Source organism: Xylophilus sp. GOD-11R (assembly GCF_033546935.1).
Classification (GTDB): Bacteria; Pseudomonadota; Gammaproteobacteria; order Burkholderiales; family Burkholderiaceae_C; genus Xylophilus.
Map to the genome: position 1 here is coordinate 2,017,817 of NZ_CP137854.1, position 21,411 is coordinate 2,039,227.

Below are 21,411 nucleotides of genomic sequence, written 5' to 3' on the forward strand. Positions count from 1 at the left end.
GCGCCTGTTGCTTCTTACCAGGGCAGCGTCTTGCCCAGGTGGGTGAAGCTGCCCGAGGGACCGTTCGCGTCGAGCAGGGCCATGCCCACGCTGCTGCGCGCGCCTTCGCTCACACCGATCTCGCCGTTGCCGCCGTTCATCTCGGTCTGCACGTAGCCGGGGTGGATCGCGTTGACCTTGAGCGGCGTGTCCTTGAGTTCGTAGGCGAGGTGGATGGTCCAGGCGTTGACGGCGGTCTTGGACGCGTTGTAGGCCGGGATCTTGAAGTCGTAGATGGGTGAGGACGGATCGGTGTGCCAGCCCAGCGAGCCGAGCTGGCTCGACACGTTGACGATGCGGCCGGCCGGCGCCGCCTTGAGCAGCGGCAGCAGGGCCTGCGTCACTTCGACCACCGCGAAGACGTTGGTGTCGAAGGTCTTGCGCCAGGTGTCCAGGCTTTGCGCTGAAGGCTTTCGCTGCAGGTCGTCGACCAGCACGCCGGCGTTGTTGACCAGGATGTCGAGGCAGCCGAAACGCTGCTGGATCAGGGCTGCAGCCGCGGCGATCTGCCCGCTGTCGGTCACGTCGAGGGTGATCGGCTCGACCGACAGTCCTTCGGCCTTCAGGCGGTCGGCGGCCTCGACGGCGCTGTCGGGCTTGCGGCCGGCTAGCAACACCAGTGCGCCGGACTGGGCGAGCTGGCGGACGGTTTCGAAGCCGATGCCTCGGGTAGCGCCGGTGACAAGTGCGATTTTCTGGGTGGTGCTCATGCGGATCGATCCGGGAGGATGCGTGAAGAAGGGGGGAGTGAAGAAAGAGTGTGGGCCAGCATGTCACGGCCGGGTCGATCGCACGGCATGCGGGGAAATCGCTTCCGTGCTAATCGAGGGCGGAATGCAGGAGCGCACGGCATGGCATGCCAACGATCAGCTACCGGCGTTCTCGCGGATCCGAGCCGTGTGGCGCCGCCGGCAGCCCGAGCCGGATTGGACCGCCGGGCGCCGTGGCGTCCACCGGCGTGCCGCTGCGGGTGAATACGAGGCGGTTGGTCGAGGCCAGTGACTGCGCCACCTGTCGGATACCGGGCATCAGGCCGCGCCAGTCGGCGTTGTCCGTCGCCAAGGCGCGCGCCACTTCCGACGGACAGATGGTCGTGCCCGGCCGGCGTTGCGCCAGCAGCGAGAAGATGGTCGTTTCGATGGCTGCATTCGCCACCTGATCGTCGTCCTGGCTCATCGCTTTCCTCAGCGGATCGTGGTCGCCGCAGTCTGCCGGCAATGCGCGGCGCGCACCGCCTGATGTCCGCCCGGCCATATCCGGAAAACGGATAAATACCCGCGCTCTTCTTCGTTAGCGCGCGCGCGGCGCAGGCCGATAGTGGCCGGCATCCTCCGCTTTTTTCGGGCCGTGCGCCCGCATCTCCCCGTGCCTACATCACCGATCCCGGCGCCCGCCGCCACCGAGCCCGTCATCCGGCTCGAAGGAGTCCGAAAGTCCTTCGTACTGCCGACCGGCCACCGCTTCGACGCGGTACGCGAGTTGTCCCTGTCGATCCGCCAGGGGGATGTCTTCGGACTGATCGGCAAGAGCGGCGCGGGCAAGTCGACGCTGCTGCGGCTGATCAACCTGCTGGAGCGCCCCGACGCCGGTCGGGTGCTGGTGGCCGGCCGCGACCTCACCACGCTGTCGCGCCGCGACCTGCGCGACACCCGCCAGAACATCGGCATGGTGTTCCAGCAGTTCAACCTGCTGGCCAACGCCACGGTGTTCGGTAACGTGGCCTTCGCGCTGCGCATCCACGGCGGACGCGACCGCGCCGGGATCGCCCGCCGGGTTCACGAATGCCTGGCGCTGGTGGGGCTGGCCGACCGGGCCGACGCCTATCCGGCGCAGCTCTCCGGCGGGCAGAAGCAACGCGTGGCGATCGCCCGTGCGCTGGCGCCGCGCCCGCAGGTGCTGCTGTGCGACGAGCCCACCTCGGCGCTCGACAGCGAAACCACCCGCGAGCTGCTGCAGACCCTGCGCGACATCAACGAGAAGATCGGCGTGACCATCGTCATCGTCACCCACGAGCTGCCGGTGGTCGAGGCGCTCTGCCGCCGAGTCGCGATTCTCGAGGCCGGCCGGCTGGTGGAGGAGTTCGGGGTGAACGATCCGCCGCTCGAGCCACCCGCAAAACGGCTGACCGCGCTCGGCCGCGAGATCGACGCGCTGGTGCGTCGCCGCAGGGAAGACGCCCGTGCCGCGTCGGCCGCCGCCATCCGCCGCGTGCAGGCCGAACCGTCCGAACGAGGAGCCCTCCATGCCTGAGAACATCGCCGCCATCCTGCCGGAGCTCTTCAACGCCACCGGGCAGACGCTGCTCATGCTGGGCATCGGTCTGTCGGCCGCCATCATCATCGGCGGGCCGCTCGGCGTGCTGCTGTTCCTGCTGGGGCCGGGCCAGTCGCTGTCGCACCGCAGCGCCTTCGCGGTGCTGAGCTGGATCGTGAACACGGTGCGCTCCTTTCCTTTCATCATCCTGCTGGTGGCGCTGGTGCCATTTACCCGGGTGATCGCCGGCACGTCGATCGGGCCGCTGGCCGCGTCGGTGCCCTTGTCGGTGGCGGCCATTCCTTACTTTGCGCGGCTGGTGGAGCAGTGCCTGCGTGAAGTGCCGCGCGGGGTGATCGAAGCGGCGCACGCCATGGGCGCGTCGGAGCTGCAGATCATCTGGCGGGTGCTGGTGCTCGAGGCGCGCTCCGGCCTGGTGCTGGCGTTGACGGTGCTGGCGGTGAGTTTTCTGTCGTACTCGGCGATCGCCGGCGTGGTGGGTGGCGGCGGCATCGGCGACCTGGCGATCCGCTACGGCTATTACCGGTTCCAGACCGACGTGATGGTGCTCACCGTGGCGCTGCTGGTGGTGATGGTGCAGGTGGTGCAGTTCGTGGGGAATACGCTGGCGCGTCGGCTGGACAAGCGCTGAGATCAGCCAGTTAAAAACGGCTCCCTGCACCGGTGCAGGGAGCCGTTTTCTTGGCGCCGGTAAGGCTCAGGCCACCTTCAGCTTCGACACCGTTCGCCGGCCGTCGTCCGGGCGTGGCAGGCCGAAGTGCTCACGCAGGGTGCGGCCCTCGTATTCGCGGCGGAAGATGCCGCGCCGCTGCAGCAGCGGCACCACGCCATCGACGAAGAGCTGAAGGCCGTCGGGCAGGGCGTCGGGCATGAGGTTGAAGCCGTCGGCGGCGCCGCTCTCGAACCAGTGGGCGATGTCGTCGGCCACCTGTTCCGGCGTGCCGACCACGACCCGGTGGCCACCGCCGCCGGCGAGTTCGCGGATCAGCTGGCGCACCGTCAGACCCTGGCGGCGGGCCAGCGCCAGGGTGGCGGCGAAGAAGGTGTGGTTGCCGTTGCCGCCGGCCGGCAGGGGCAGGTCGTCGGGCAGGCGCTCGTCGAGCCGCAGCCGGTCGGGCGTGATGCCGAGGGTGCCGGCCAGACGGGTGAGGCTGTAGTCCCAGGGAATCGAGTCGACCAGCGCGTCGCGCCGGGCGCGGGCCTCGGCTTCGGTCGCGCCGATGATGGTGGTAAGCCCCGGCAGCACGCGGATCGCGTCGCGCCCGCGGCCCAGGGCGGCGGCGCGCGCCTTGAGGTCCTGGCCGTAGGCGCGCGATTCTTCCAGCGTCTGTGATGCCGAGAACACCGCTTCGGCATGGCGCGCCGCGAACTCGCGGCCGTCGGCCGAACCGCCGGCCTGCACCAGCACCGGTCGCCCCTGCGGCGAGCGCGGCAGCGTCAGCGGCCCCTGCACATGGAAAAACTCGCCGTGGTGCGCGATGGGGTGCACGCGGGTCGGGTCGATGAAGCGGCCGGTGTGCTGGTCGCCGATGAAGGCGTCGTCGTCCCAGCTGTCCCACAGCGCGCGCACCACGTCGGCGAATTCGCCAGCGCGGGCATAGCGGCGGCCGTGGTCGGGCACTGCATCCAGGCCGAAGTTGCGCGCCGAGGCGATGTCGGCGGTGGTCACCATGTTCCAGCCGGCGCGGCCGCCGCTGGCGTGGTCGAGCGACGAGAACCGCCGGGCCAGGTTGTAGGGCTCGTTGTAGCTGGTGGAAGCGGTGCCGATCAGCCCGATGTGGCTGGTGGCGGCGGCCACGCAGGCCAGCAGCACGGTGGGCTCAAGCGCGTTGATCGGGCGGAAGTGGATCTGGTCGGCGATGGCCGCGTTGTCTGCCAGGAAGACCGCGTCGAACCTGGCGCGCTCGGCCAGTTGCGCCACCCGCACGTAGTGGCCCACGTCGAGAAACGCGCGGGGATCGGCGCCGGGCAGGCGCCAGGCCGACGGCACGAAACCCGATTGCAGGATGTTGACGTTGAGGTGCAGTTGCCGGGGATGTGCCATGGCCGTGCTCAGCCTTTGCTGAAGTAGTCCGGCAGGCGGTAGCCCGCCCAGACCGGGTTGGCGCGGAACAGCCGCTCGAATTCGGGCGCCTTGTAGGCCGCGACGAGCGCCTGCGCGAAGGGCGCATTGGCATTGGCGCGCTTGACCGCCACCACGTTGACGTAGGGCAGGGTCATGTTCTCCTGCTTGAGCGCGTCGGTGAGCTTGAGGCCCGAGGCCACCGCGAAGTTGCCCTGCACGGCGGCCAGGTCGGCGTCGGCCAGCGAACGCGGCGCCTGTGCTGCGTCGATCGCCACCAGCTTGAGTTTCTTCACGTTGCCGGTCACGTCGCGCTCGGAGACGGCGATGGGGTCGACGCCCGGCTTGAGCTTCACCCAGCCCAGGGCGGCCAGGATGTTGAGCGCGCGCGCCGCGTTGACCGGGTCCGAGGGCAGGGTGACGGTGGCGCCGTCGGGCACGGTCGCCAGCGTCTTGTGGCGCTGCGAATAGAGGCCCATCGGCGGCGTCGGCACGTTCACGATCGGCACCAGGTCGAAGCCCTGACTCTTGTTGCTCGATTCGAGATAGAGCGAGTGCTGGAAGATGTTGGCGTGAATCTGACCGCGGTGCACCGCGTCGTTGGGCTGCACGCCCTGGCTGAACTCCACATACTTGATGCGGTAGCCGGCGCGTTCGAGCTGCGGCGCGATGCCTTGGGTGAAGGCATCGCGGTAGGGGCCGGGCATGAAGCCGATCGACAGCTCTGTCGGCGCCTGCGGTGCCTGGGCCAGGACGTCGAATGCCAGCGCGGGGGCTAGCCCCAGGGTCAGGGCCTGGCGGCGGGAAAGGTGTTTGCTCATGGAAAACTTTTGAAGAGAGAGGAACGGGTGTGTTCAGAACAGGCCGGAGGTCGGCGGCTGTTCGCCCTTAAGCAGCCAGGCGCCGGTTACCGCGGCCTTCCATTGCCTGGGGTTGTGGTTGGCGACGGTGCGGGCGTTGCGCCAGTGGCGGTCGAGGTTGTGGGCGCGATCGGTGGCGGAGGCGCCCCCCACGTCGAAGGCCCATTCGGCCGCGCGCATGGCCGACTCGGCGGCCACGTACTGCGCCTGCGCCACCTCGATGCTGGCGGCGGTGAGGGCGTCGTTCGAGAGCTGGTCGGCCCACGCCGCGTCGATCGCTTCGGCTGCGCGCAGCACCACGGCTTCGGCGGTGTAGGCCTGCGCGGCGATGCGGCCGACCGTCTCGCGCACATAGGGCTCGTCGACCGAGGCGGTGGCGCCGCTGTGCTTGATCGGGCGGGCTTTTGTCTGGGCGAAGCGCACCGCGTCGTCGAGCGCATTGCGGGCGATGCCGGCCTCGACCGCACCGAGGTAGAGCTGAAACATCGGCGTGACCGGGTTGCGCTGGTCGCGGCTGAAGAGGCCGGGGCGCACCTCGTCGGCGTGCACCAGGGTGTCGACGAAGCGCGTGGTGCCGCTGGCGGTGAGGCGCTGGCCGATGGCGTCGAAGTCGTCGTCGAGATGCATGCCGGCGCGCTCGCGTGGCAGCACGAAGCTGGTTTCCTTGCCGTCCTCGTTGAGCGCGATGGAGGTGACCCAGTCGGCGAACAGGGCGCCGGTGCTGTAGTACTTGGTGCCATTGACCCGAAAGTGGTCGCCATCGCGCACCAGACGCGCCGCCACCGAGCCGTGCGCTCCGCCGCGCTCCACGCCACCGTTGCCGAAGATGTGGCCGGCGAGCATGCGCGGGAACCAGCGTTGGCGCTGGGCTTCGTCCCTGGCGGCGAGCAGGCCGTCGATCAGGCCGAAGTTGGGGCGCAGTGCCTGGGCGAGGTTGGAGTCGACGCTGGCCAGCGACACGATGAAGCGCATCACGTCGCGCACCGAGCCGCCGGGGCCGCCATAGGCCTTGGGGATGCGGAAGGTCAGCAGGCCGGCTTCGGCCACGGCGCGGGCCTGGGCGAAGGGGAGGGTGCGGGTTCGTTCGCGCTCGGAGGCGCCGGTGGCGATGGTGGGGAGCAGTTCGCGGGCCCGGGTGAAGAGCACCGCGGAGTCTGGCGCCGGGGGCTTGGCTTTGGCCAGGGGGGCGGGGTGTGGGTTGTGATGTGGTGGGGTGGTGACCTGGGGCTGGTCCGCTATCTGGCTCATGTCGTTCACCGGGGGGCTTATGCCGGGCTGCTGCGGTGGGGGCATGCTAGGCAGGGAGGCTTTCGGGGCGAACGAACAAAATCGGTTTTGGATATTTGGGATTGGTTTTTTTGGGGGTGCTCTTTTCGCTCTGCTCTTTGCTGAGCGGGCTTGTTTTTCTGTCTTCTACGGGTCGCAGGATGGAGCTGGGGGCTTGCGCGCCCCCAGATCCGCGGTGTCTTTCTTTTCTGGCAAAAAAGAAAGGCACGGCGGTTTCAAAGACCAAGTGCAACGGTCGGGACAAGACCGGCTTTGTCCATGTAAACGTTGTCGAAGAACACCTCGGCAGGACTTCTCCAGCCAAGTGTTTTGCGAGGCCTCATGTTGAGCTCCCAAGCCATGGCATCGAGCTCGCGCTGGGAGTACACGCTCAAGTCGGTGCCTTTGGGCAGGTATTGCCGCAACAGGCCGTTGGTGTGTTCGTTGATGCCTCGCTGCCATGGGCTGTGCGGGTCGCAGAAGTAGATCTTCAAACCCGTGTTTTCGGCCAGCTTCTCGTGCAGCGCCATCTCCTTGCCCTGGTCGTAAGTCAGCGTCTGGCGAATCTCCGGCGGCAATGCCGAGAAGGCCAGCGTGAAGCCGTTGAGTGCGTCCAGTGCCGTGCTGCCATCGAGCTTGACCAACATGGCGAACAACGATCTTCGGCATACCAGCGTGCCCACGGCCGATGCGTTTGCCTTGCCCTTGATGAGATCGCCTTCCCAATGCCCCGGCAACAGTCGGTCGTTGGCCTCGGGCGGACGCACGTGGATGCTCAGGATGTCCTGCAACGATCCGCGCCTGTCATCGCCTCGAGTTCGGGGCTTGCGGGCACCGCGCCCCTGGCGCAGCAATACCACCAGTTCTCGACGCAAATCGCCCTTGGGCATCGCATAGATGGCGGTGTAGATGGTCTCGTGAGAGGCTTGCAATTGTGGCTGTCCGGGATGTCGTTGCCTGAGTTTGGCAGCGATCTGCTCGGGCGAGAGCTTGAGCTCCAAAAGGCTCCTGACCTGCGGCCACAAGACACCGTCGCAGTGCAGTTTGCGTGTCGGCCAAGCCGCACGGCGCACGCGCCTTGCTCGCTTGCCAGCTCGCGCCGCGTCATAGCCTCCGGCCAGCCGTGGCCGACCCATCACACACTGCTCGGCCTCGCTTTGATAGCCGTTGCGCCGCAGCTCTCGGGTGATCGTGCTCGGCGATCTGCCAAGCACCGCCGCAATGCTACGAGCACTGCAGCACTGCACCTTCATCGCCATCACCACCCCACGCTCTTCCGCACTCAACTGCTGATATGTATTCGCCATGCAACTCCTCTGAATTCGAAGTGTTGCACTTGGTCTTTGAAACCGCCCACCAAAGAAAGTTGCCCTGAAGAAGAGCTCGAAGCTCGGTCGGGCCATCGCTTCGCTCGGCCTGTGGAATGTGCCTTCGAACGCTCTAGCGGCAACAGTTTGGACAAGGGTCGATCCAGAGCCTTGGCCCCTGCTTTGCCGGGTCGGGGCTGAGAGGGTTCGGACAGGCGACCGCACTGAGCACGGAGGGGGCCGCGTACGTTCGATCGCCATGCGCGTTGCTCGCATGGGCCGAGACCACACTGGTGGGTCGGAACGGGCATGCCAGGGCTTTCGAAGGGCCGAAGCCACGATGATGGGTTGCGCTCGAAAGTGCCAAAAAGTGCCGATTGGACGCGTGACCAAAACTCAAATGCAAGGTTCCGTCCTACATCGTTTTCCCTAGCGTTCTTGCAACCTTGAGCCTTCTCAGCGGAGGTTCAAAAATGGAACAAACTCAGCAGGTTGTGCGACGCCGGAGCGCGGATCTCTATGCGCACAGCGGCTTCGCCGCCACCCTCGACATGCGCCCGGACGCCACCGAAACCTGGCGCGACCTGTGCGCCGCGGGCGTGACATTCGCTCTCGGACTGGCTGCTGCCGCCGCGCTCGTCTTCGTTCTTCCCTGAGCTTTCGGCCGCCGCTGCGGCCGTAGTCTTTATTGGGGCACCAGGCCCGACGCTTTCACCAGATCGGCATGCAGCCGGGTCTCCTGGGCGATCGTCTGCTGGAACTGCTCCGGCGTGGTGGGCGCCACGTCCATACCGGCATCGCGCAACTGGGCCTTGACCTCCGGACTCTGCAGGATCGCACGCACCTGCCGGTTGAGCTGGTCGATCACCGGGCGCGGCGTCTTTGCCGGTGCCAGCAGCCCGATCCAGGTCGCCATCACCATGTTGTCGATGCCGCTCTCACGCATCGTGGGCACCTCGGCGATCAACGGTGACCGTTTTTCTCCCAGGATCGCCAGCGCGCTCAGCTTGCCCGCCTTGATGTGCGGCAAGGCCTCGGGTAGCGGCGCAAAAAGCAGATCGACGTTGCCGCCCAGCAGGTCGTTGATGGCCAGCGCGCCACCCTTGTAGGGCACATGCACCATGCGCACTTTCATGCGCGATTCGAACATCAGCCCGGCCAGATGCTGCGGGCTGCCGTCACCCGACGACGCATAGGTCAGCGCTTCCGGTTTGGCCTTGGCGGCGGCCAGCACGGCGGCGGCGGTCGGGAACTTGAGGCGGTCGTACACGACCAGCACCATCGACTGGTCGGCCAGCTTGGTGATCGGCGCAAAATCGGCCTGCGGGTCGTAGGGCAGGGCCTTGAAGATGGAAACGTTGGTGGTCAGAAAGGAGGCGGGCGACACGGTGAGGGTGTAGCCGTCCGGCGCGGCCTTGGCGACCACCGGCAGGCCGATGCGGCCGGAAGCGCCGGCGCGATTGTCCACAATGAATGGCTGGCCTGTTTCGGCAGCGAGCTTCTGGCCGACCAGCCGCGCGATCATGTCCACGCCGCCGCCTGCCGGCAGCGCCACCATCACCTTCACCGGATGGTCCGGATAGCGGTCCGCGGCCGATGCGGTCAGCGGTGGCCATGTGGTGGCGGCGGTGGCAGCGCCTGTCAGCATGAGGCGCTGCAGCGTATGGCGTCGAGTCGTCATGGCGAAGTCTCCAGAGGGTGGATTCGGTGCCGCGAACCGGGCCAGGAGTCGTCCGGCTCGCCGGGCGGCACATCACCGATGGCGGTGCAACTTCCATGCCGCCGACAGACGGTGGCAGAAAGCCCGCCGGGCGGATCCCATCGGGCTTGGCAGCCGGTTGCCGGCATGCAGAATGACGGCGCGCGCGGGGGCACGCCCGAGCCCATCTGCGTCGAACCGGTCGTGCCCGCCCTGGTCCTTGTCGCTGTGGTTCGATGCATCCATCACGAAGGAGCCACCATGCCGTCCAGCCTGACGCCTTACCTCACTTTCCCCGGAACGACCCGCGAGGCCTACGCCTTCTACGAGAAGTCGCTGGGCGCCACCATCAACGCCATGCTTACCTACGCCGATGCGCCACGGCCCGAGACGCCGCCCGAAGGTTGTGGTCCCATGCCCACTGGCGACGGCATCATGCATGCCGCCCTGACGCTGCCCGGCGGCGGCATGCTGTTTGCCGGCGACCAGCCGCCCGGCATGCCCTTCGACGGGGTGAAGGGCGCGATGCTGGCGCTGCAGTACGACACGGTGGACGAAGCGCAGAAGGCATTCGCCGCGCTGTCCGAGGGCGGTCAGGTGACGATGCCGCTCGGCCCGGTCTTCTGGGCCAAGACCTTCGGCATGGCCACCGACCGCTTCGGCATCGGCTGGGCCGTGGGCGGCGGCCCGATTCCGCTGGGCACCGGCGCCTGAGCCGGCTCGCTCAGGCCTCGAAGTCGATCACCACGCTGGCGGCCGAGCGACGGGCCGCGCCGTGGAACACCACCTCGACGTTGTCGCCGTCCGGGTCGAGCACGAAGCCGGCGTAGTAGCCCGGGTGGTAAGGGCGCTCGCCGGGCGCCCCCGTTGTCCACACCGCCGTTGGCCAGCGCTGCCTGCCAGGCCGCGTCGACCATGGCACGGTCGGCCGCCTGGAAAGCAAAGTGGTGACGGCCCGTGAGATGGCCGAGCGCCGCGGGGCTGTCGGCGGCGGACACCACGAATTCGTCCGCCCAGAAGAACCTGTCTTCGGTGCCGCTGATCGGCACACCGAGCACGTCGAAAATCGCCGCGTAGAAGCGGCGCGACGCGTCCAGGTCGCGCAGGTCCGCTGAAACAGCGTGTTGACCGCTACGGACCGGCTCCATGGCCCGGCGCGGCCCGCACCAGAAAATCGACCAGCGCCTGCGTGCGCGGACTGCGGCCCTGGCGGGTCGGTACCAGCAGCATCACCGGCGCGGCGTCGAAGGTCCAGTCCTGCAGAACGCGCTGCAGCCGTCCGGCCGCCACGGCTTCGGCGGCGTCCCATTCGGAGCGCATGACGAGGCCCAGGCCGTCTTCGGCCCATTGGCGGGCCACGGCCCCGTCGTTGGTGAGCAAGCCTGGATGCATCCGCAGCGTTTCGCTCCTGCGCTGGCTGCCGCGTGCCGGGCGCAGGTGCCAGAGCGTGACGTCTTCATCGTTTTCGCGGATGCAGATGCAGGCGTGGTGCGCCAGGTCGGCCGGCTCGCTCGGCGTGCCGTGGCGCTCCAGGTACGCAGGGCTGGCGCAGAGCCAGCGCTCGTTGGCCGACAGGGTGTGGCCGATCCAGGACGAGTCGCGCACCGAACCCACGTGCACCACCGCGTCGGAGTCGTGCCGATCCGGCCATGGTGTCTCGCGCAGGTCGAGTTGCAGGCGCAGGGCAGGGTGCAATCGTGCGAAACGCGCCAGCAAGGGCGCGATGCGGAGTCGGCCGTAGCCGAAAGGCGCGGCGATGCGCAAGGTGCCGGTGAGCTTGCGGTCGTCGCGCTGTAGCGATTCGCGCAGCTGATCGAAGCGCAGCAACAGCTCCCGGGCTTCGCGGCCGAGGCGTTCACCCTCGGAGGTGAGTTGCAGCTTGCGCGCACTGCGGTGCGCGAGCGACAGGCCGAGCGAGGCTTCGAGCTTGCGCAGGCGCATCGACAGCGCCGGCGGCGTAACGCCGAGCGATCGGGCCGCGGCACTGAGCGAGCTTTCACGCAGCAGGGCGGCGGCCAGGCGGAGGTCTTCGATCTGCATCATTTCAGCAGAGCTTAATCATTGATGATGAAAGAGTGAAGGGCGCGACAGGGCATCCGCCCCTAGAGTCTGGGTTTCTCCAGCCACAAGACAACCCTGTTGCCCAGCGTCATGCCAGACACGCTTTCGACCATCGACACGCCCGCCGCCATCGTTTCGCTGCCACGCATGCGCCGCAACATCGCGCGCATGCAGCAGCGCGCCGACGCCCTGGGCGTGCGTTTTCGGCCGCACGTCAAGACCACCAAGTGCGCCGAAGTCGTCGCCGCGCAAAGGGCTGCGGGCGCGACCGGCATCACGGTGTCCACGCTGAAGGAGGCCGATCAGTTTTTCGCCCAGGGCGTGACGGACATCCTGTACGCCGTGGGCATGGCACCGCACCGCCTGGCGCATGCGCTCGAGTTGCGCCAGCGTGGCTGCGCGCTGCAGATCCTGACCGACAGCGTGCCGAGTGCCTTGGCCATCGTCGAGTACGGTCGCGCACATGCACATGCCTTCGAGGTGTTGATCGAGGTAGACACCGACGGTCACCGGTCCGGCATCAGGCCGGGCGAAGACGCGTTGCTCGACGTCGGTCGGACGCTGCACCAGGGCGGCATGCGCCTGGCCGGCGTTCTGACCCATGCCGGGTCGAGCTACGAGCTTGCCGATCCCGTGGCACTCGCCGCCCTGGCCGAGCAGGAGCGCGCAGGTTGCGTGCTGGCGGCGCAGCGCCTGCGGGCGGCCGGACTACCGTGCGAGATCGTCTCGGTCGGCTCCACCCCGACGGCGCTGGAGGCGTCGTCCCTGCAGGGCGTGACCGAACTGCGCGCGGGCGTGTATGTGTTCTTCGATCTGGTGATGCGCAACGTCGGTGTGTGCGCTCCGGAAGATCTGGCTCTGAGCGTGCTCACCACCGTCATCGGCCACCAGGCCGAAAAGGGTTGGGCCATCGTCGATGCCGGCTGGATGGCGATGAGCCGCGACCGGGGCACCGCGAAGCAGTCGCACGATTACGGCTACGGTCAGGTCTGTACGGTGGACGGCGAGCCGCTGGACGGCTGGTTGCTGACCGGTGCCAACCAGGAGCACGGCATCGTGTCGTGCCCCGGCGCGCCGAGCGTAAATATCGTCGGACGGTTTCCTGTCGGATGCCGGCTGCGCATCTGGCCCAATCACGCCTGCGCGACCGGAGCGCAATTCTCGGCGTACGAAGCGCTGGAAGAAGACGGCTCGGTGCAGGCCTGGCCACGCTTTCACGGCTGGTGAGCGCACCCGCAGGCGCTGAACGGCATGCTCAGCGGGCGTCGAATTCCATCCAGCCTTCGCTGATCTCCGCTGCCATTTCCTTCGCGGCGCACCGTGCGGCGTCGAGCGCCGAATTCTCGGAGCCGTGCAGTTTGGGTTCGGTGTATTGGTGCAACAGGCCGTCCGGGCCTATCACGTGCAGCACGCTTTCCCAACATTCGCCCTGGACCGGCGTTGCACGGGGGAAAAACGTGTAGTCGCAGCAGTGAATCAGGTCGAACATGGTGCAACTGTTTCAGACTGGAAGGGCATGTCGTGTCGGACGAAACCTGAAAGATCGAAACAGGTGTGAAAAACCGATGCGACCGGCGAGTGCCCGATCTTCGGTCACTCGTCCGCCACCGGGGGTGATTCCACCGGATAAGCCTTCGCATGCGCCGCGCAGGCTGCTTCGTAGCGTCGCTGGTCCCAGGCGTTGACCTTGGCTTGATTGTCCATCGACAGGGTAACGAAGCCGATGTCGGCCTGGCGGGCCAGAAGGTCGTTCTGCCGCTCCAGCGCGTTGGCGATGCGCTTGATGTTGTGGAGCAGTTCTTTCTCTTCGAACGCCGTCATGAAGGGTCCTCCGTGGGTGCGACCGATCGCCGCGGATCGATTCTGCGCTGCGGGCGGGCTCGGTCGGCATCTCAGAAACCCAGGGCGCGGAGCGTGCCCGGCAGCAGCAGAAAGATCGCGGCCGTCATGCCGGAGCCGACGATGGCGCCGAATCCGATGGCCAGCCAGAGCGTCTGGCGCCAGCGCCTGGCCGAAGACGTTTCGAGCCACAGGTCGCTCCATTGCTCGGGCGGTGCGGTGTGGCCGCCGAATCCCGAGGAGGTGACGTCGAGATCCGGATCCACCGGATCCGGATGAAAGGCTTCGGTGTGTGCGAAGTCCTCGAAGTCGTCGCGCCTGCGCTTTCTGGCAGCCAAGGCGGGCGAGGGGGCGGGGCGTTCGGGTGGGCTCACCCAGGCGATTCTGGGGCAATAAGCGCCTGCTCCCGCGGCTGCCGAACCGGCGGCGGACGAAAGAGGCGATTCAGGGGCGTTCGCAGTCGAAATGGCCGCAGGTTTCCTTGAGCACCCGTGCGACCTGGCCGGCTTCGATGCGCGCAAAGGCGACTGCGATCGCCTGGGAGGGGTAACTGCCCTCGCAGTCGATCACCGCAACCTCGCCGCGGCCGGTGAGTGCACGAACCTTCGGCTCCCAGCCGCCCGGCGCCAGCATGGCGGTCGGGAAGAGGGTGAAGCCATCGATGAAGAGTGGGAAGTACATGGCCTCGAGTTTCCAGCGCGGCGGATTTGTCGATGGTTGGCAAAGGGCCGCGAAAAGCGGCCATTTCATGCGTATGACATGAAGCGCACGACGCGCGCGGACATTCAGCGAGCGATGGCGAAAGCGAGCCGACCCAGGTTCTTCGCTTGACCGACCGCGCGCGAACCCTCCTGCGAGAAATGGGCTTCGTCAGAAAACAACGGCTTGCCGTCGATGGTCGACCGGCACCGGTCTTGGTCGCACATGACGTCATCAAGGTAAATGACAGGCACCTCCAGGTCGTTTTCGGCCCTCTGCAGGAACTGACGCTTGAAACGTTCGTATTCGAGCTTCGCGGGAATGGCGACGGCGCAGTCCGCCGGAGCGTCCACCAATGGAAGATGTTCGGCGCGGCGGCTATTGCAACGCTGCGTATCGATTCCGGCGGTCGTCAATGATGCGACGATCACCACTCTTTTTCCGCTGTCGCGAATGGCGGAAACCGTGGCGGTCAGTCCTTTCATGGCTACTTCTTCAGAGGGGGTGGTCGAAATGAATTTCTCGCCCGCTTCGATCAGGACGTGGTTGCGTTGTGCAAAGTCCCTCGGACTGGGCAATACCTGCGCAAAAGGACTTGCCAATACCACCACTTCGATGTGCGGACTATTCTGCAAGTAGGTGGAGACTTCCTCGTTGAAAGCGATGCAACGCTTCGCCCAGCTCGCCGTGAAGAATGTGCCCGGATAGACGGCCGATACGGCGAGCAGTGGCGGGCAGTTCGCCTTGGTTGCCTGTTCGAAAATCACGTCGGACGAAACCAGCAAGCCTGGGACCAAATGCATGGCATGGGAGTCACCCCACAGCAATATTCTGGCTTCACCCGCGCCACTGCGGCATTTCGCATTCGGCTCGAACGTATTTTCGTAGACGCATGCGCGATCGAGTCCGAACAAGCTTCTTGGTGTTGCGTGACTTGCCGCTTCCATCTCGCTGCGAAGACCGGGAAGTGCGATCGGGCTGACGCCCAGCGCCACGGTACCGATGGCAATCGCCGACCAGCGCTTGGCGGCAAATATATGACGAGCCTGGTGAAACGGCTTTTCGATTTTTTGCCGTAGCACCCACGCTAGCGCCAGGACAAGCACGAGGCTCAACATTCTGGCCGGTGCGCTGGCGGGAGCGAGATAGATATTGTTCAACCAGGCGAGTATTGGCCAGTGAATGAGGTAAATCGAATAGGAGCCGTTACCGATCCTGGTGAGTACGGAGGTCGCCAGGTTGACCGGCACGTGCTTTTCCGCGCCCATCACGATCATGGTGGCAAGGCACATCAGGACGGAGTCGACACCCGGGTGCGTGGAACTCTGGGGCGCTGCAGGAATGGCCAGCAGAATGCAGATGGCGGGGTAGTAGAAAAGGCGCGCCGTGCGCCGGGTGGTGGCCGCGTGGCGCGTTGCCAGCAAGGCGCCCATGCCGCCGATCAATAACTCCCATACGCGGGTAGGAAGATAGTAATAAGTGGCTTGCGGTTTCTGTTCAACCAGAAAAACACACAATACCAAGCTGATGCCCGCGCCCACGATGGTGGTGCGGAGCCAATGACGCGGACGAATGAAGAGGTAAAACAGCGGAAGAAGTAGGTAATACTGCCCTTCGAGCGACAGGGACCACATGTGCAGAAGCGGCTTGAAATCTGATCCCGCCTCGAAATAATTGGACTGATAACGCAGAACGATGTTCGCGACAAAAAAGTATGCCGCGATCAGTTCTCGGTAAAAACTCGTCAGCTGTTGAGGATCAAGGAATATGGGCGACAGAATTCCGGTGATGGCGAGCACCACGTAGGCGGCCGGAATGATGCGCCGAGCGCGGCGCATGTAAAACGCCTTGACGGAAAATTTGCCGAGCGTGAAATCCTTGACTAGTTGCGCGGTGACAAGATAGCCCGAGATCGTAAAGAAAATATCGATGCCCAGATATCCGGCGTCGAAAAATGGAATTTTTGAATGATATGCGACCACCAGCATGATTGCCCATGCCCGCAATATCTGAATATCTAGACGCATTGATGACTTGTTTTGCCTGCAAGAGCGGTTGCATCAGTGAATTTTGGCTTTGTCAGTGTTTTCTGACTGCCAGCATTATTATTGGAATTCTAGATGCGAATGTTGTCTGGGAGGGCTTCGGAAGAAATTATTCAACACAGTCGGCTTAAATTCACAATTCGAAATACCCATTAATGGGTATGCAGACTTGTCCAGCTTCGAGTGCCTGCATAACGATCAGGCTTACGCGGGCCTCCCGCGCCGGAGCGTCAACCATCCTGTGACAAGACCGTCATGGCGTCGTGGGGCGTACTGCATACGGTCGGCCGATTGTTTTAATGATTGCGGCCTCGCCCTTTTCACCGAGGCGTTTTCTCAAGCCTCTGCAAACTCCGGGCATATCCGATAGCGATACCGATACCGATACCGATTCCGATGGCGGTAGCGGCATCACTCGCCGATCAATGGCGGATCCCGTGCCCGCCCCCCTCGATCTAAGCGCATGAGTTGGTAGCAACGACGCCGTCGTCGTCGATACGACGGCAGCCAACAACAGCGGACTGACCATCCCAGCGGCGCGTGGTGCTCAAGACCACGGCGATCGCATCGGGCAATTCGCCCATGGACGATGCGGAAGGATGGGGTCGCCTGGACCTCATCGCTGCGGCCGGCGGTTGCGGCGCCTTCAACGGTGATGTGTCCGACACCATGGATGCGAGCGTCTTTTCGCCAGCAGACCATTGGCGCAGCGACATCGGCGGCGCGGCCAAGCTGACCAAGCTGGGCAGCGGCTCGCTCACGCTCGACGGGACCAACAGTTTTACCGGTGGCACCGAGGTTTCCGCCGGCTTGCTGGTGGCCGGTTCGTCCCGTGCCTTGGCCAAGGGCGCGGTGTATGCGGGGGCGGCACGCTGCGTGATCAGGGCGCGTATGCCGTCACCATCACCGGCACCTATACCCAGTGCGCCGAGACCACCTTCAACTGGTGCTCGGCGGCTCCGGGAATGGTCGCTGCGCTGTGGCTGGCGCAGCGGACACCGCCGGCGGTACGCTGGCCGTCGGTTTCCAAAGCGGATACACGCCGACCGTCGGCGACACCTTGAACCTGACCACCGCCCTTCGCTATCGGGCACGTTCAGCGGCATCTCCGTTCCCGGCCGTGACGTAGTGGCGGTTACACCGCCAGCGGCCTCCAACCGCGCATCATTGGCTGATCAGCGGCTGCCGGTGCCCGCGCCGCCGCCCGAGGCGCCGCTGCCGGCGGCTCCGGCAGAGCCGCCCGTGCCGGGGTTGGCCACACCGTTGCCGCTGGGCACGGTACCGGCGGCGCTATTTGGGGTTCCGGAGGTCACACCGGTGCCCATGCCCTTGGAGGTCGCGCCGCCAGTAGCGCCGGTGGCGCCGCTCTTGCCGGTCGCACGTGTCGAGGAGTTCATGCCGGTGCCGGTGCCGGTGCCAGTGCCGTTGCCGGTGCCGGTGCCGGTGGCATTACCGGATGCCGTGCCGGACATCCCGGTCGAGCCGGTACCGCCCATGGAGCTTCCGCCCATGGAGCCACCGGCGGCCCCACCGGCCGCGCCGCCAGTCTGAGCCTGGACCGGTGCAACGGCCAGCGCGGCGGCTGCAGCGGTCACGGCGGCGGCGATACGGAAATGGGTGGCGATGGTTTTGTGCATGTCTGTTCCTTTAGATGGTTGCTAAGAGCCTTCAACTTAGAAACGGATGGGAAGAGTCAGCGAAAGGGATCCTGACAGTCGGGCGTAGGAGAGCTTCCGGTCGCCATGACGATCTGGGGGCAGGCGACATTCGGCACGATGTCGGTTCTAAACCCCCTGTCGAGGACCGTCAAAGCAACTTTTCCGACAGCGCGGCAAACCGAACCCGCGGGAGCAGAAAGCACAAGGATTCCGTGCGTGCGTGAAGCATCTCGAGCAGGGGACAAAACGTCTCGGCGTCGACCAGCTTCATGGGCTCGACAGCCGACACGTCCACCGGCAGGCTGATGGTTGCTTCTGCGACGCGGCGGATTCCGCCGGGGCCGGTCGGCACTTCCAACACCGCGGCGTGCTGGGTGGCCAGTTGGTCCACGGCCTCGCGCCAGTTTCCAAACCATTGCTGCCAAGCAGCAGTCAACTCCGTCTCGGCGTGGCGCTCGAATCGCAAGCCGAGCGCCGGCGCGCTGCCTGTGCCGGGTTCGATCCGCACCTTCGCCTCGGTCGCTCCCACCGAAAACTCGAACGTGCGCGGCCAATGCGAGGGCAGGGCATCGCTGAACACACGGGTCGCCGCGACATGGAGCAGGCTGTCCATCACGTTGTGCACGAAGGCGACGGTGGCGACCGGCGTTCCGCCCGGCATTGCTTCGGCCAGGTAGAGCCGCCAGTTGCTTTGCAGTGGTGACGGCATGAAGCGCCGCAACGGGCCCAGCAACCGTGGGCCGAAGTGGCCATGGCGATAGCTCAGGATGGTCAGTGGCGTGAAGCCTTCCCGCATCAGAAGCCGGCATCCCGGCGGGGCCAGGCGGGCCGCTTCGGACGCATCGACCAGCCATGTCGCGTAGACAACGTCGACCACGTCGCTCTCCAGCACGAGAAACGGCATGCGCGACATCAGCGCACGCCGGGCGGCCGCGATGCTCGGGGAATTGAATAATCGGGCCAACAGGCGGCCCCATTGGCTTTGGAACGGATGCGCGTAGGTGTGATTCATGATGGGGCCGAAAATGCCAGGGTCTGGCGCTCGATTGGATTCCGGGTGGTCCGAGACCTTGTCATCGAGATGAGCCGCAAGTGTGGGTTCAGCGGCAAGGCCAACGGGTGCGACAGGGCTCGCTGCGCGGCAATTCGCCAGACACACACCCCGAGAACCATGCGGGAAGAGGCAGCCGGAGACCCGGTCTTGCGTTTCAGGTTGGCTGAGATGGAAACCTGTGATCACAGATGGCGTGATTGGCGGCGATAAAACATGGGCATGTCATCAGCTGCCGCTCGTCATGCCTACACGATGTGGGTCATCGCGGATGTTCGCTACCGCACCGCCCGCGCCGACCCGCGCGTGGCCACGGCACGCGGGGAAGAAAAGGAGCGATGGGCCAACCTGTTGGCCGACCTGGCAAAACGCAGGAAAGACGCGTGGGATGTCTACACCAGGGCATCGTCGGAGTTGTGAGGCCGCCTACGATCCAGCGCCATCAATTTCAAACCGGTGAATTCTTGGGAGCGAGACTCTGCGGCCCGATGCGCGCAACCGTTCTGCTGCTACCGCTATCGTGTGTGGCCACTCCAGCAATGAATACCTTGCAGTTCTTCAGCGCCAACGATGCAAAGCAGCTGGACGCTTTGGTCAACCGGTCCAATCGCTGGTGGCAGCGGATGCAACCAAGCGACACTTCGACTGGAATCAGCCGACGACCACTGTATCCATCGAGTGTCGGTCCACGTGTCCGATACCGGCACGCCACTCCACATCGCCGTCGCCCTTGCGCGCTCTTGTGACAATGATCCGCAGCGGGGCATCGGGGTTGAACTAAGCGCGGCGGGCAACGAGCGCAATCTGCAGCCCAAATGATCAGCTTGCAATGATGCGATTCCGACCAAAGAAAAAGCCCCTGACCGATTGGTTCAGGGGCTTTGTCTGGACGTTCGCGAATGGCAGCGAACATGTTCTTGGCGGAGCAGGAGGGATTCGAACCCTCGGTGGGCTATTAACCCACACACGCTTTCCAGGCGTGCGACTTAAACCACTCATCCACCGCTCCAAGCCCATGATTCTAGCATGGCAAAAACGGTGGTTCGGCTCGCTGATCAGGGCTTTTTGATCGTCCCGACCAGCTCCATCGCCGACGCGATCAGCCCGGACACCTCGCCCATGCCGTGCGGTACGACCAGCGTGGTGCGCGACTCCGACGCCACGCGCGAAAACGCATCCACCGCACGCTCGGCCACCTTTAGCTGCACCGCCTGCTCACCGCCGGGCTGACGAATGGCGGCGGCCACCCGCTCTATGGCCTCGGCGGTTGCCACGGCCACCGCCGTGATCGAAGCGGCCTCGCCCTGGGCCTTGTTGATGATCGACTGCTTTTCGCCCTCCGATCGGGCGATGAAGGCTTCACGCTCGCCGGTGGCGATGTTGATCTGCTCCTGGCGCCGGCCTTCGGAGGCGGCGATGAGCGCGCGCTTCTCGCGTTCGGCGGTGATCTGCGACTGCATCGCCAGCAGGATCTCCTTGGGCGGGGTCAGGTCCTTGATCTCGTAGCGCAGCACCTTCACGCCCCAGTTCAGCGCGGCCTCGTCGATGGCCGCGACCACCTGTGCGTTGATGATGTCGCGCTCCTCGAAGGTCTTGTCGAGCTCCAGCTTGCCGATCACGCTGCGCAGCGAGGTCTGCGCCAGTTGGGTGACGGCCATGAGGTAGTTGGACGAGCCGTAGCTGGCGCGCATCGGGTCGGTGACCTGCAGGTACAGGATGCCGTCGACCTGCAGCTGCGTGTTGTCGCGCGTGATGCAGACCTGGCTCGGCACGTCCATCGGGATCTCCTTCAGGCTGTGCTTGTAGGCGACTTTGTCGACGAAGGGCAGGATGAAGTTGAGCCCCGGTGTCATGGTGTCGAGGTACTTGCCCAGGCGCTCACGCACCCAGGCGTTCTGCTGGGGCACGATGCGGATCGACTGGCTGATGAAGACGACCGCGAGGACGAGGATGACGATGGCGAGTTCCATGCAGGACTTTCTGGGGTGGACGGGATCAGGGTGTGGCCAGCGGCGCGACGACGAGGCTGGCGCCTTCGATGGCGACGATGCGGTAGGCGCCGGGTGCCGGCGCCGGGGCCTGCCGGTCGACCGGCACGGCCGTCCAGCGCGCGCCCCGGTGCATGACCGAGGCGGCGCCTTCGGCCGACCAAATGTCGATGTGGACCGTCTGGCCGATGTCGAGGTTGAGGTCGGCGTTGGCCTGCGGTGGCTCGGCGGCGCGGCGCGCAGGCGCCCGGATGCGCCACCATACCGCCACCAGTCCGGCGCCGACCACGGCGGCGATGACGATCTGCGTCGTCAGCGCCAGACCCGCATGCGCGGCCAGCGCGCCGGCGACCATGCCGGCACCGATCAACAGCAGGTAGACGGTGCCGGTCAGCAGCTCGGCCACCACGGCCAGACCCGCCAGAATCCACCACCACGTCGATAGAGCCATCATCCGTTTCGCCTCCTTTTTCGGTTCACCGCCCGGGCGGTGTGCGATCGATTCTGGGGGCAAAAAGCGGCTTGTCACCGAGCTGCCTCCGCGATTCCTTACACTCGCGCGT

24 protein-coding genes, 1 tRNA gene and 1 pseudogene are annotated in these 21,411 nt (G+C 65.7%); 7 read left to right on the plus strand and 19 right to left on the minus strand.

Features of this window, described 5'->3' with window-relative positions; all coding sequences use genetic code 11:
• Positions 1 to 14: 14 nt before the first annotated feature.
• Complete coding sequence (locus R9X41_RS09490) at positions 15 to 749, minus strand: SDR family oxidoreductase (protein WP_318634624.1); 735 nt, start codon at positions 747 to 749, stop codon at positions 15 to 17.
• A gap of 160 nt (positions 750 to 909) precedes the next feature.
• Complete coding sequence (locus R9X41_RS09495; RefSeq protein ID WP_318634625.1) at positions 910 to 1,215, minus strand: DUF3253 domain-containing protein; 306 nt, start codon at positions 1,213 to 1,215, stop codon at positions 910 to 912.
• Between the two features lie 189 nt (positions 1,216 to 1,404).
• Between R9X41_RS09495 and R9X41_RS09500 the strand changes: the two genes are divergently transcribed.
• Together R9X41_RS09500 and R9X41_RS09505 are read left to right on the plus strand one after the other, a co-directional pair.
• A complete protein-coding gene (locus R9X41_RS09500; RefSeq protein WP_318634626.1) occupies positions 1,405 to 2,289 on the plus strand; it encodes a methionine ABC transporter ATP-binding protein in 885 nt (294 codons plus the stop codon).
• Entirely contained in the window at positions 2,282 to 2,944 is a 663-nt protein-coding gene (locus R9X41_RS09505; RefSeq protein ID WP_318634627.1) for a methionine ABC transporter permease, read from the plus strand. Before R9X41_RS09500 ends, R9X41_RS09505 begins: the two co-directional genes overlap by 8 nt.
• Before the next feature lie 66 nt (positions 2,945 to 3,010).
• Here the strand turns inward: R9X41_RS09505 and R9X41_RS09510 are convergent, their stop codons facing one another.
• The 4 genes from R9X41_RS09510 to R9X41_RS09525 form a co-directional block, all read right to left on the minus strand.
• Positions 3,011 to 4,357 carry an LLM class flavin-dependent oxidoreductase gene (locus tag R9X41_RS09510; RefSeq protein ID WP_318634628.1) on the minus strand — a complete coding sequence of 449 codons (1,347 nt, stop codon included), beginning with the start codon at positions 4,355 to 4,357 and terminating at the stop codon, positions 3,011 to 3,013.
• Positions 4,358 to 4,365: 8 nt separating this feature from the next.
• Positions 4,366 to 5,196, minus strand: a complete 831-nt coding sequence (locus tag R9X41_RS09515; protein WP_318634629.1) for a MetQ/NlpA family ABC transporter substrate-binding protein — start codon at positions 5,194 to 5,196, stop codon at positions 4,366 to 4,368.
• A 33-nt stretch (positions 5,197 to 5,229) separates the two neighbouring features.
• Complete coding sequence (locus tag R9X41_RS09520; RefSeq protein ID WP_318634630.1) at positions 5,230 to 6,483, minus strand: acyl-CoA dehydrogenase family protein; 1,254 nt, start codon at positions 6,481 to 6,483, stop codon at positions 5,230 to 5,232.
• A gap of 254 nt (positions 6,484 to 6,737) precedes the next feature.
• A complete protein-coding gene (locus tag R9X41_RS09525) occupies positions 6,738 to 7,808 on the minus strand; it encodes an IS30 family transposase (RefSeq protein WP_318634631.1) in 1,071 nt (356 codons plus the stop codon).
• 473 nt (positions 7,809 to 8,281) lie between these two features.
• Between R9X41_RS09525 and R9X41_RS09530 the strand changes: the two genes are divergently transcribed.
• Complete coding sequence (locus tag R9X41_RS09530; RefSeq protein ID WP_318634632.1) at positions 8,282 to 8,464, plus strand: hypothetical protein; 183 nt, start codon at positions 8,282 to 8,284, stop codon at positions 8,462 to 8,464.
• 29 nt (positions 8,465 to 8,493) lie between these two features.
• On the opposite strand, the gene R9X41_RS09535 is transcribed toward R9X41_RS09530, so the two are convergent.
• Positions 8,494 to 9,489, minus strand: coding sequence for a Bug family tripartite tricarboxylate transporter substrate binding protein (locus R9X41_RS09535; protein WP_318634633.1), 996 nt, complete (start codon positions 9,487 to 9,489; stop codon positions 8,494 to 8,496).
• 279 nt (positions 9,490 to 9,768) lie between these two features.
• Between R9X41_RS09535 and R9X41_RS09540 the strand changes: the two genes are divergently transcribed.
• Positions 9,769 to 10,221, plus strand: coding sequence for a VOC family protein (locus R9X41_RS09540; protein ID WP_318634634.1), 453 nt, complete (start codon positions 9,769 to 9,771; stop codon positions 10,219 to 10,221).
• Between the two features lie 10 nt (positions 10,222 to 10,231).
• On the opposite strand, the pseudogene R9X41_RS09545 reads toward R9X41_RS09540, so the two are convergent.
• Both R9X41_RS09545 and R9X41_RS09550 read right to left on the minus strand, forming a co-directional pair.
• Positions 10,232 to 10,655, minus strand: a pseudogene (locus R9X41_RS09545) (VOC family protein).
• Complete coding sequence (locus R9X41_RS09550) at positions 10,639 to 11,550, minus strand: LysR family transcriptional regulator (RefSeq protein WP_318634635.1); 912 nt, start codon at positions 11,548 to 11,550, stop codon at positions 10,639 to 10,641. The pseudogene R9X41_RS09545 and the gene R9X41_RS09550 overlap by 17 nt, the downstream one beginning before the upstream one ends.
• 108 nt (positions 11,551 to 11,658) lie before the next feature.
• Here R9X41_RS09550 and R9X41_RS09555 point away from each other — a divergent pair, with 108 nt between their 5' ends.
• Positions 11,659 to 12,795, plus strand: a complete 1,137-nt coding sequence (locus R9X41_RS09555; protein ID WP_318634636.1) for a DSD1 family PLP-dependent enzyme — start codon at positions 11,659 to 11,661, stop codon at positions 12,793 to 12,795.
• A 28-nt stretch (positions 12,796 to 12,823) separates the two neighbouring features.
• Here the strand turns inward: R9X41_RS09555 and R9X41_RS09560 are convergent, their stop codons facing one another.
• The 6 genes from R9X41_RS09560 to R9X41_RS09585 all read right to left on the minus strand — a co-directional run bounded on the left by R9X41_RS09560 (position 12,824) and on the right by R9X41_RS09585 (position 16,996).
• Positions 12,824 to 13,057: a hypothetical protein gene (locus R9X41_RS09560; RefSeq protein ID WP_318634637.1), complete on the minus strand. Its 234-nt coding sequence runs from the start codon at positions 13,055 to 13,057 to the stop codon at positions 12,824 to 12,826.
• 104 nt (positions 13,058 to 13,161) lie between these two features.
• Complete coding sequence (locus R9X41_RS09565) at positions 13,162 to 13,389, minus strand: hypothetical protein (protein ID WP_318634638.1); 228 nt, start codon at positions 13,387 to 13,389, stop codon at positions 13,162 to 13,164.
• A gap of 71 nt (positions 13,390 to 13,460) precedes the next feature.
• On the minus strand, positions 13,461 to 13,745 hold the full coding sequence (locus R9X41_RS09570; protein ID WP_318634639.1) for a hypothetical protein: 285 nt from the start codon (positions 13,743 to 13,745) through the stop codon (positions 13,461 to 13,463).
• Between the two features lie 106 nt (positions 13,746 to 13,851).
• Positions 13,852 to 14,088, minus strand: coding sequence for a hypothetical protein (locus R9X41_RS09575; RefSeq protein WP_318634640.1), 237 nt, complete (start codon positions 14,086 to 14,088; stop codon positions 13,852 to 13,854).
• Between the two features lie 104 nt (positions 14,089 to 14,192).
• A complete protein-coding gene (locus R9X41_RS09580) occupies positions 14,193 to 16,133 on the minus strand; it encodes an acyltransferase family protein (RefSeq protein ID WP_318634641.1) in 1,941 nt (646 codons plus the stop codon).
• A 473-nt stretch (positions 16,134 to 16,606) separates the two neighbouring features.
• Entirely contained in the window at positions 16,607 to 16,996 is a 390-nt protein-coding gene (locus R9X41_RS09585; protein ID WP_318635325.1) for a hypothetical protein, read from the minus strand.
• On the opposite strand from R9X41_RS09585, the gene R9X41_RS09590 reads away from it, so the two are divergent.
• On the plus strand, positions 16,893 to 17,702 hold the full coding sequence (locus R9X41_RS09590; protein ID WP_318635189.1) for an autotransporter-associated beta strand repeat-containing protein: 810 nt from the start codon (positions 16,893 to 16,895) through the stop codon (positions 17,700 to 17,702). The genes R9X41_RS09585 and R9X41_RS09590 overlap by 104 nt on opposite strands.
• 255 nt (positions 17,703 to 17,957) lie before the next feature.
• Here R9X41_RS09590 and R9X41_RS09595 read toward each other — a convergent pair whose 3' ends face one another.
• Positions 17,958 to 18,821 (minus strand): hypothetical protein, encoded by an 864-nt coding sequence (locus tag R9X41_RS09595; RefSeq protein WP_318634642.1) that lies wholly within the window; start codon positions 18,819 to 18,821, stop codon positions 17,958 to 17,960.
• A 261-nt stretch (positions 18,822 to 19,082) separates the two neighbouring features.
• Here R9X41_RS09595 and R9X41_RS09600 point away from each other — a divergent pair, with 261 nt between their 5' ends.
• Positions 19,083 to 19,280, plus strand: a complete 198-nt coding sequence (locus R9X41_RS09600) for a hypothetical protein (protein WP_318634643.1) — start codon at positions 19,083 to 19,085, stop codon at positions 19,278 to 19,280.
• A gap of 498 nt (positions 19,281 to 19,778) precedes the next feature.
• Here the strand turns inward: R9X41_RS09600 and R9X41_RS09605 are convergent.
• From R9X41_RS09605 to R9X41_RS09615, 3 genes are all read right to left on the minus strand, one after another.
• Positions 19,779 to 19,869, minus strand: a tRNA-Ser gene (locus tag R9X41_RS09605).
• Positions 19,870 to 19,915: 46 nt separating this feature from the next.
• A complete protein-coding gene (locus R9X41_RS09610) occupies positions 19,916 to 20,830 on the minus strand; it encodes an SPFH domain-containing protein (protein ID WP_318634644.1) in 915 nt (304 codons plus the stop codon).
• 25 nt (positions 20,831 to 20,855) lie between these two features.
• A complete protein-coding gene (locus tag R9X41_RS09615; RefSeq protein WP_318634645.1) occupies positions 20,856 to 21,302 on the minus strand; it encodes an NfeD family protein in 447 nt (148 codons plus the stop codon).
• Between the last annotated feature and the right edge of the window lie 109 nt (positions 21,303 to 21,411).

Excerpts from the sequence above, each read along its gene's own strand:
- R9X41_RS09540 (WP_318634634.1), top strand. The coding sequence starts at position 9,769 with ATGCCGTCCAGCCTGACGCCTTACCTCACTTTCCCCGGAACGACCCGC.
- R9X41_RS09575 (WP_318634640.1), bottom strand. The coding sequence starts at position 14,088 with ATGTACTTCCCACTCTTCATCGATGGCTTCACCCTCTTCCCGACCGCC.
- R9X41_RS09550 (WP_318634635.1), bottom strand. The coding sequence starts at position 11,550 with ATGATGCAGATCGAAGACCTCCGCCTGGCCGCCGCCCTGCTGCGTGAA.
- R9X41_RS09560 (WP_318634637.1), bottom strand. The coding sequence starts at position 13,057 with ATGTTCGACCTGATTCACTGCTGCGACTACACGTTTTTCCCCCGTGCA.
- R9X41_RS09510 (WP_318634628.1), bottom strand. The coding sequence starts at position 4,357 with ATGGCACATCCCCGGCAACTGCACCTCAACGTCAACATCCTGCAATCG.
- R9X41_RS09490 (WP_318634624.1), bottom strand. The coding sequence starts at position 749 with ATGAGCACCACCCAGAAAATCGCACTTGTCACCGGCGCTACCCGAGGC.
- R9X41_RS09555 (WP_318634636.1), top strand. The coding sequence starts at position 11,659 with ATGCCAGACACGCTTTCGACCATCGACACGCCCGCCGCCATCGTTTCG.
- R9X41_RS09565 (WP_318634638.1), bottom strand. The coding sequence starts at position 13,389 with ATGACGGCGTTCGAAGAGAAAGAACTGCTCCACAACATCAAGCGCATC.
- R9X41_RS09615 (WP_318634645.1), bottom strand. The coding sequence starts at position 21,302 with ATGATGGCTCTATCGACGTGGTGGTGGATTCTGGCGGGTCTGGCCGTG.
- R9X41_RS09525 (WP_318634631.1), bottom strand. The coding sequence starts at position 7,808 with ATGGCGAATACATATCAGCAGTTGAGTGCGGAAGAGCGTGGGGTGGTG.
- R9X41_RS09595 (WP_318634642.1), bottom strand. The coding sequence starts at position 18,821 with ATGAATCACACCTACGCGCATCCGTTCCAAAGCCAATGGGGCCGCCTG.
- R9X41_RS09610 (WP_318634644.1), bottom strand. The coding sequence starts at position 20,830 with ATGGAACTCGCCATCGTCATCCTCGTCCTCGCGGTCGTCTTCATCAGC.
- R9X41_RS09515 (WP_318634629.1), bottom strand. The coding sequence starts at position 5,196 with ATGAGCAAACACCTTTCCCGCCGCCAGGCCCTGACCCTGGGGCTAGCC.
- R9X41_RS09495 (WP_318634625.1), bottom strand. The coding sequence starts at position 1,215 with ATGAGCCAGGACGACGATCAGGTGGCGAATGCAGCCATCGAAACGACC.
- R9X41_RS09600 (WP_318634643.1), top strand. The coding sequence starts at position 19,083 with ATGTCATCAGCTGCCGCTCGTCATGCCTACACGATGTGGGTCATCGCG.
- R9X41_RS09535 (WP_318634633.1), bottom strand. The coding sequence starts at position 9,489 with ATGACGACTCGACGCCATACGCTGCAGCGCCTCATGCTGACAGGCGCT.
- R9X41_RS09505 (WP_318634627.1), top strand. The coding sequence starts at position 2,282 with ATGCCTGAGAACATCGCCGCCATCCTGCCGGAGCTCTTCAACGCCACC.
- R9X41_RS09520 (WP_318634630.1), bottom strand. The coding sequence starts at position 6,483 with ATGAGCCAGATAGCGGACCAGCCCCAGGTCACCACCCCACCACATCAC.
- R9X41_RS09580 (WP_318634641.1), bottom strand. The coding sequence starts at position 16,133 with ATGCGTCTAGATATTCAGATATTGCGGGCATGGGCAATCATGCTGGTG.
- R9X41_RS09530 (WP_318634632.1), top strand. The coding sequence starts at position 8,282 with ATGGAACAAACTCAGCAGGTTGTGCGACGCCGGAGCGCGGATCTCTAT.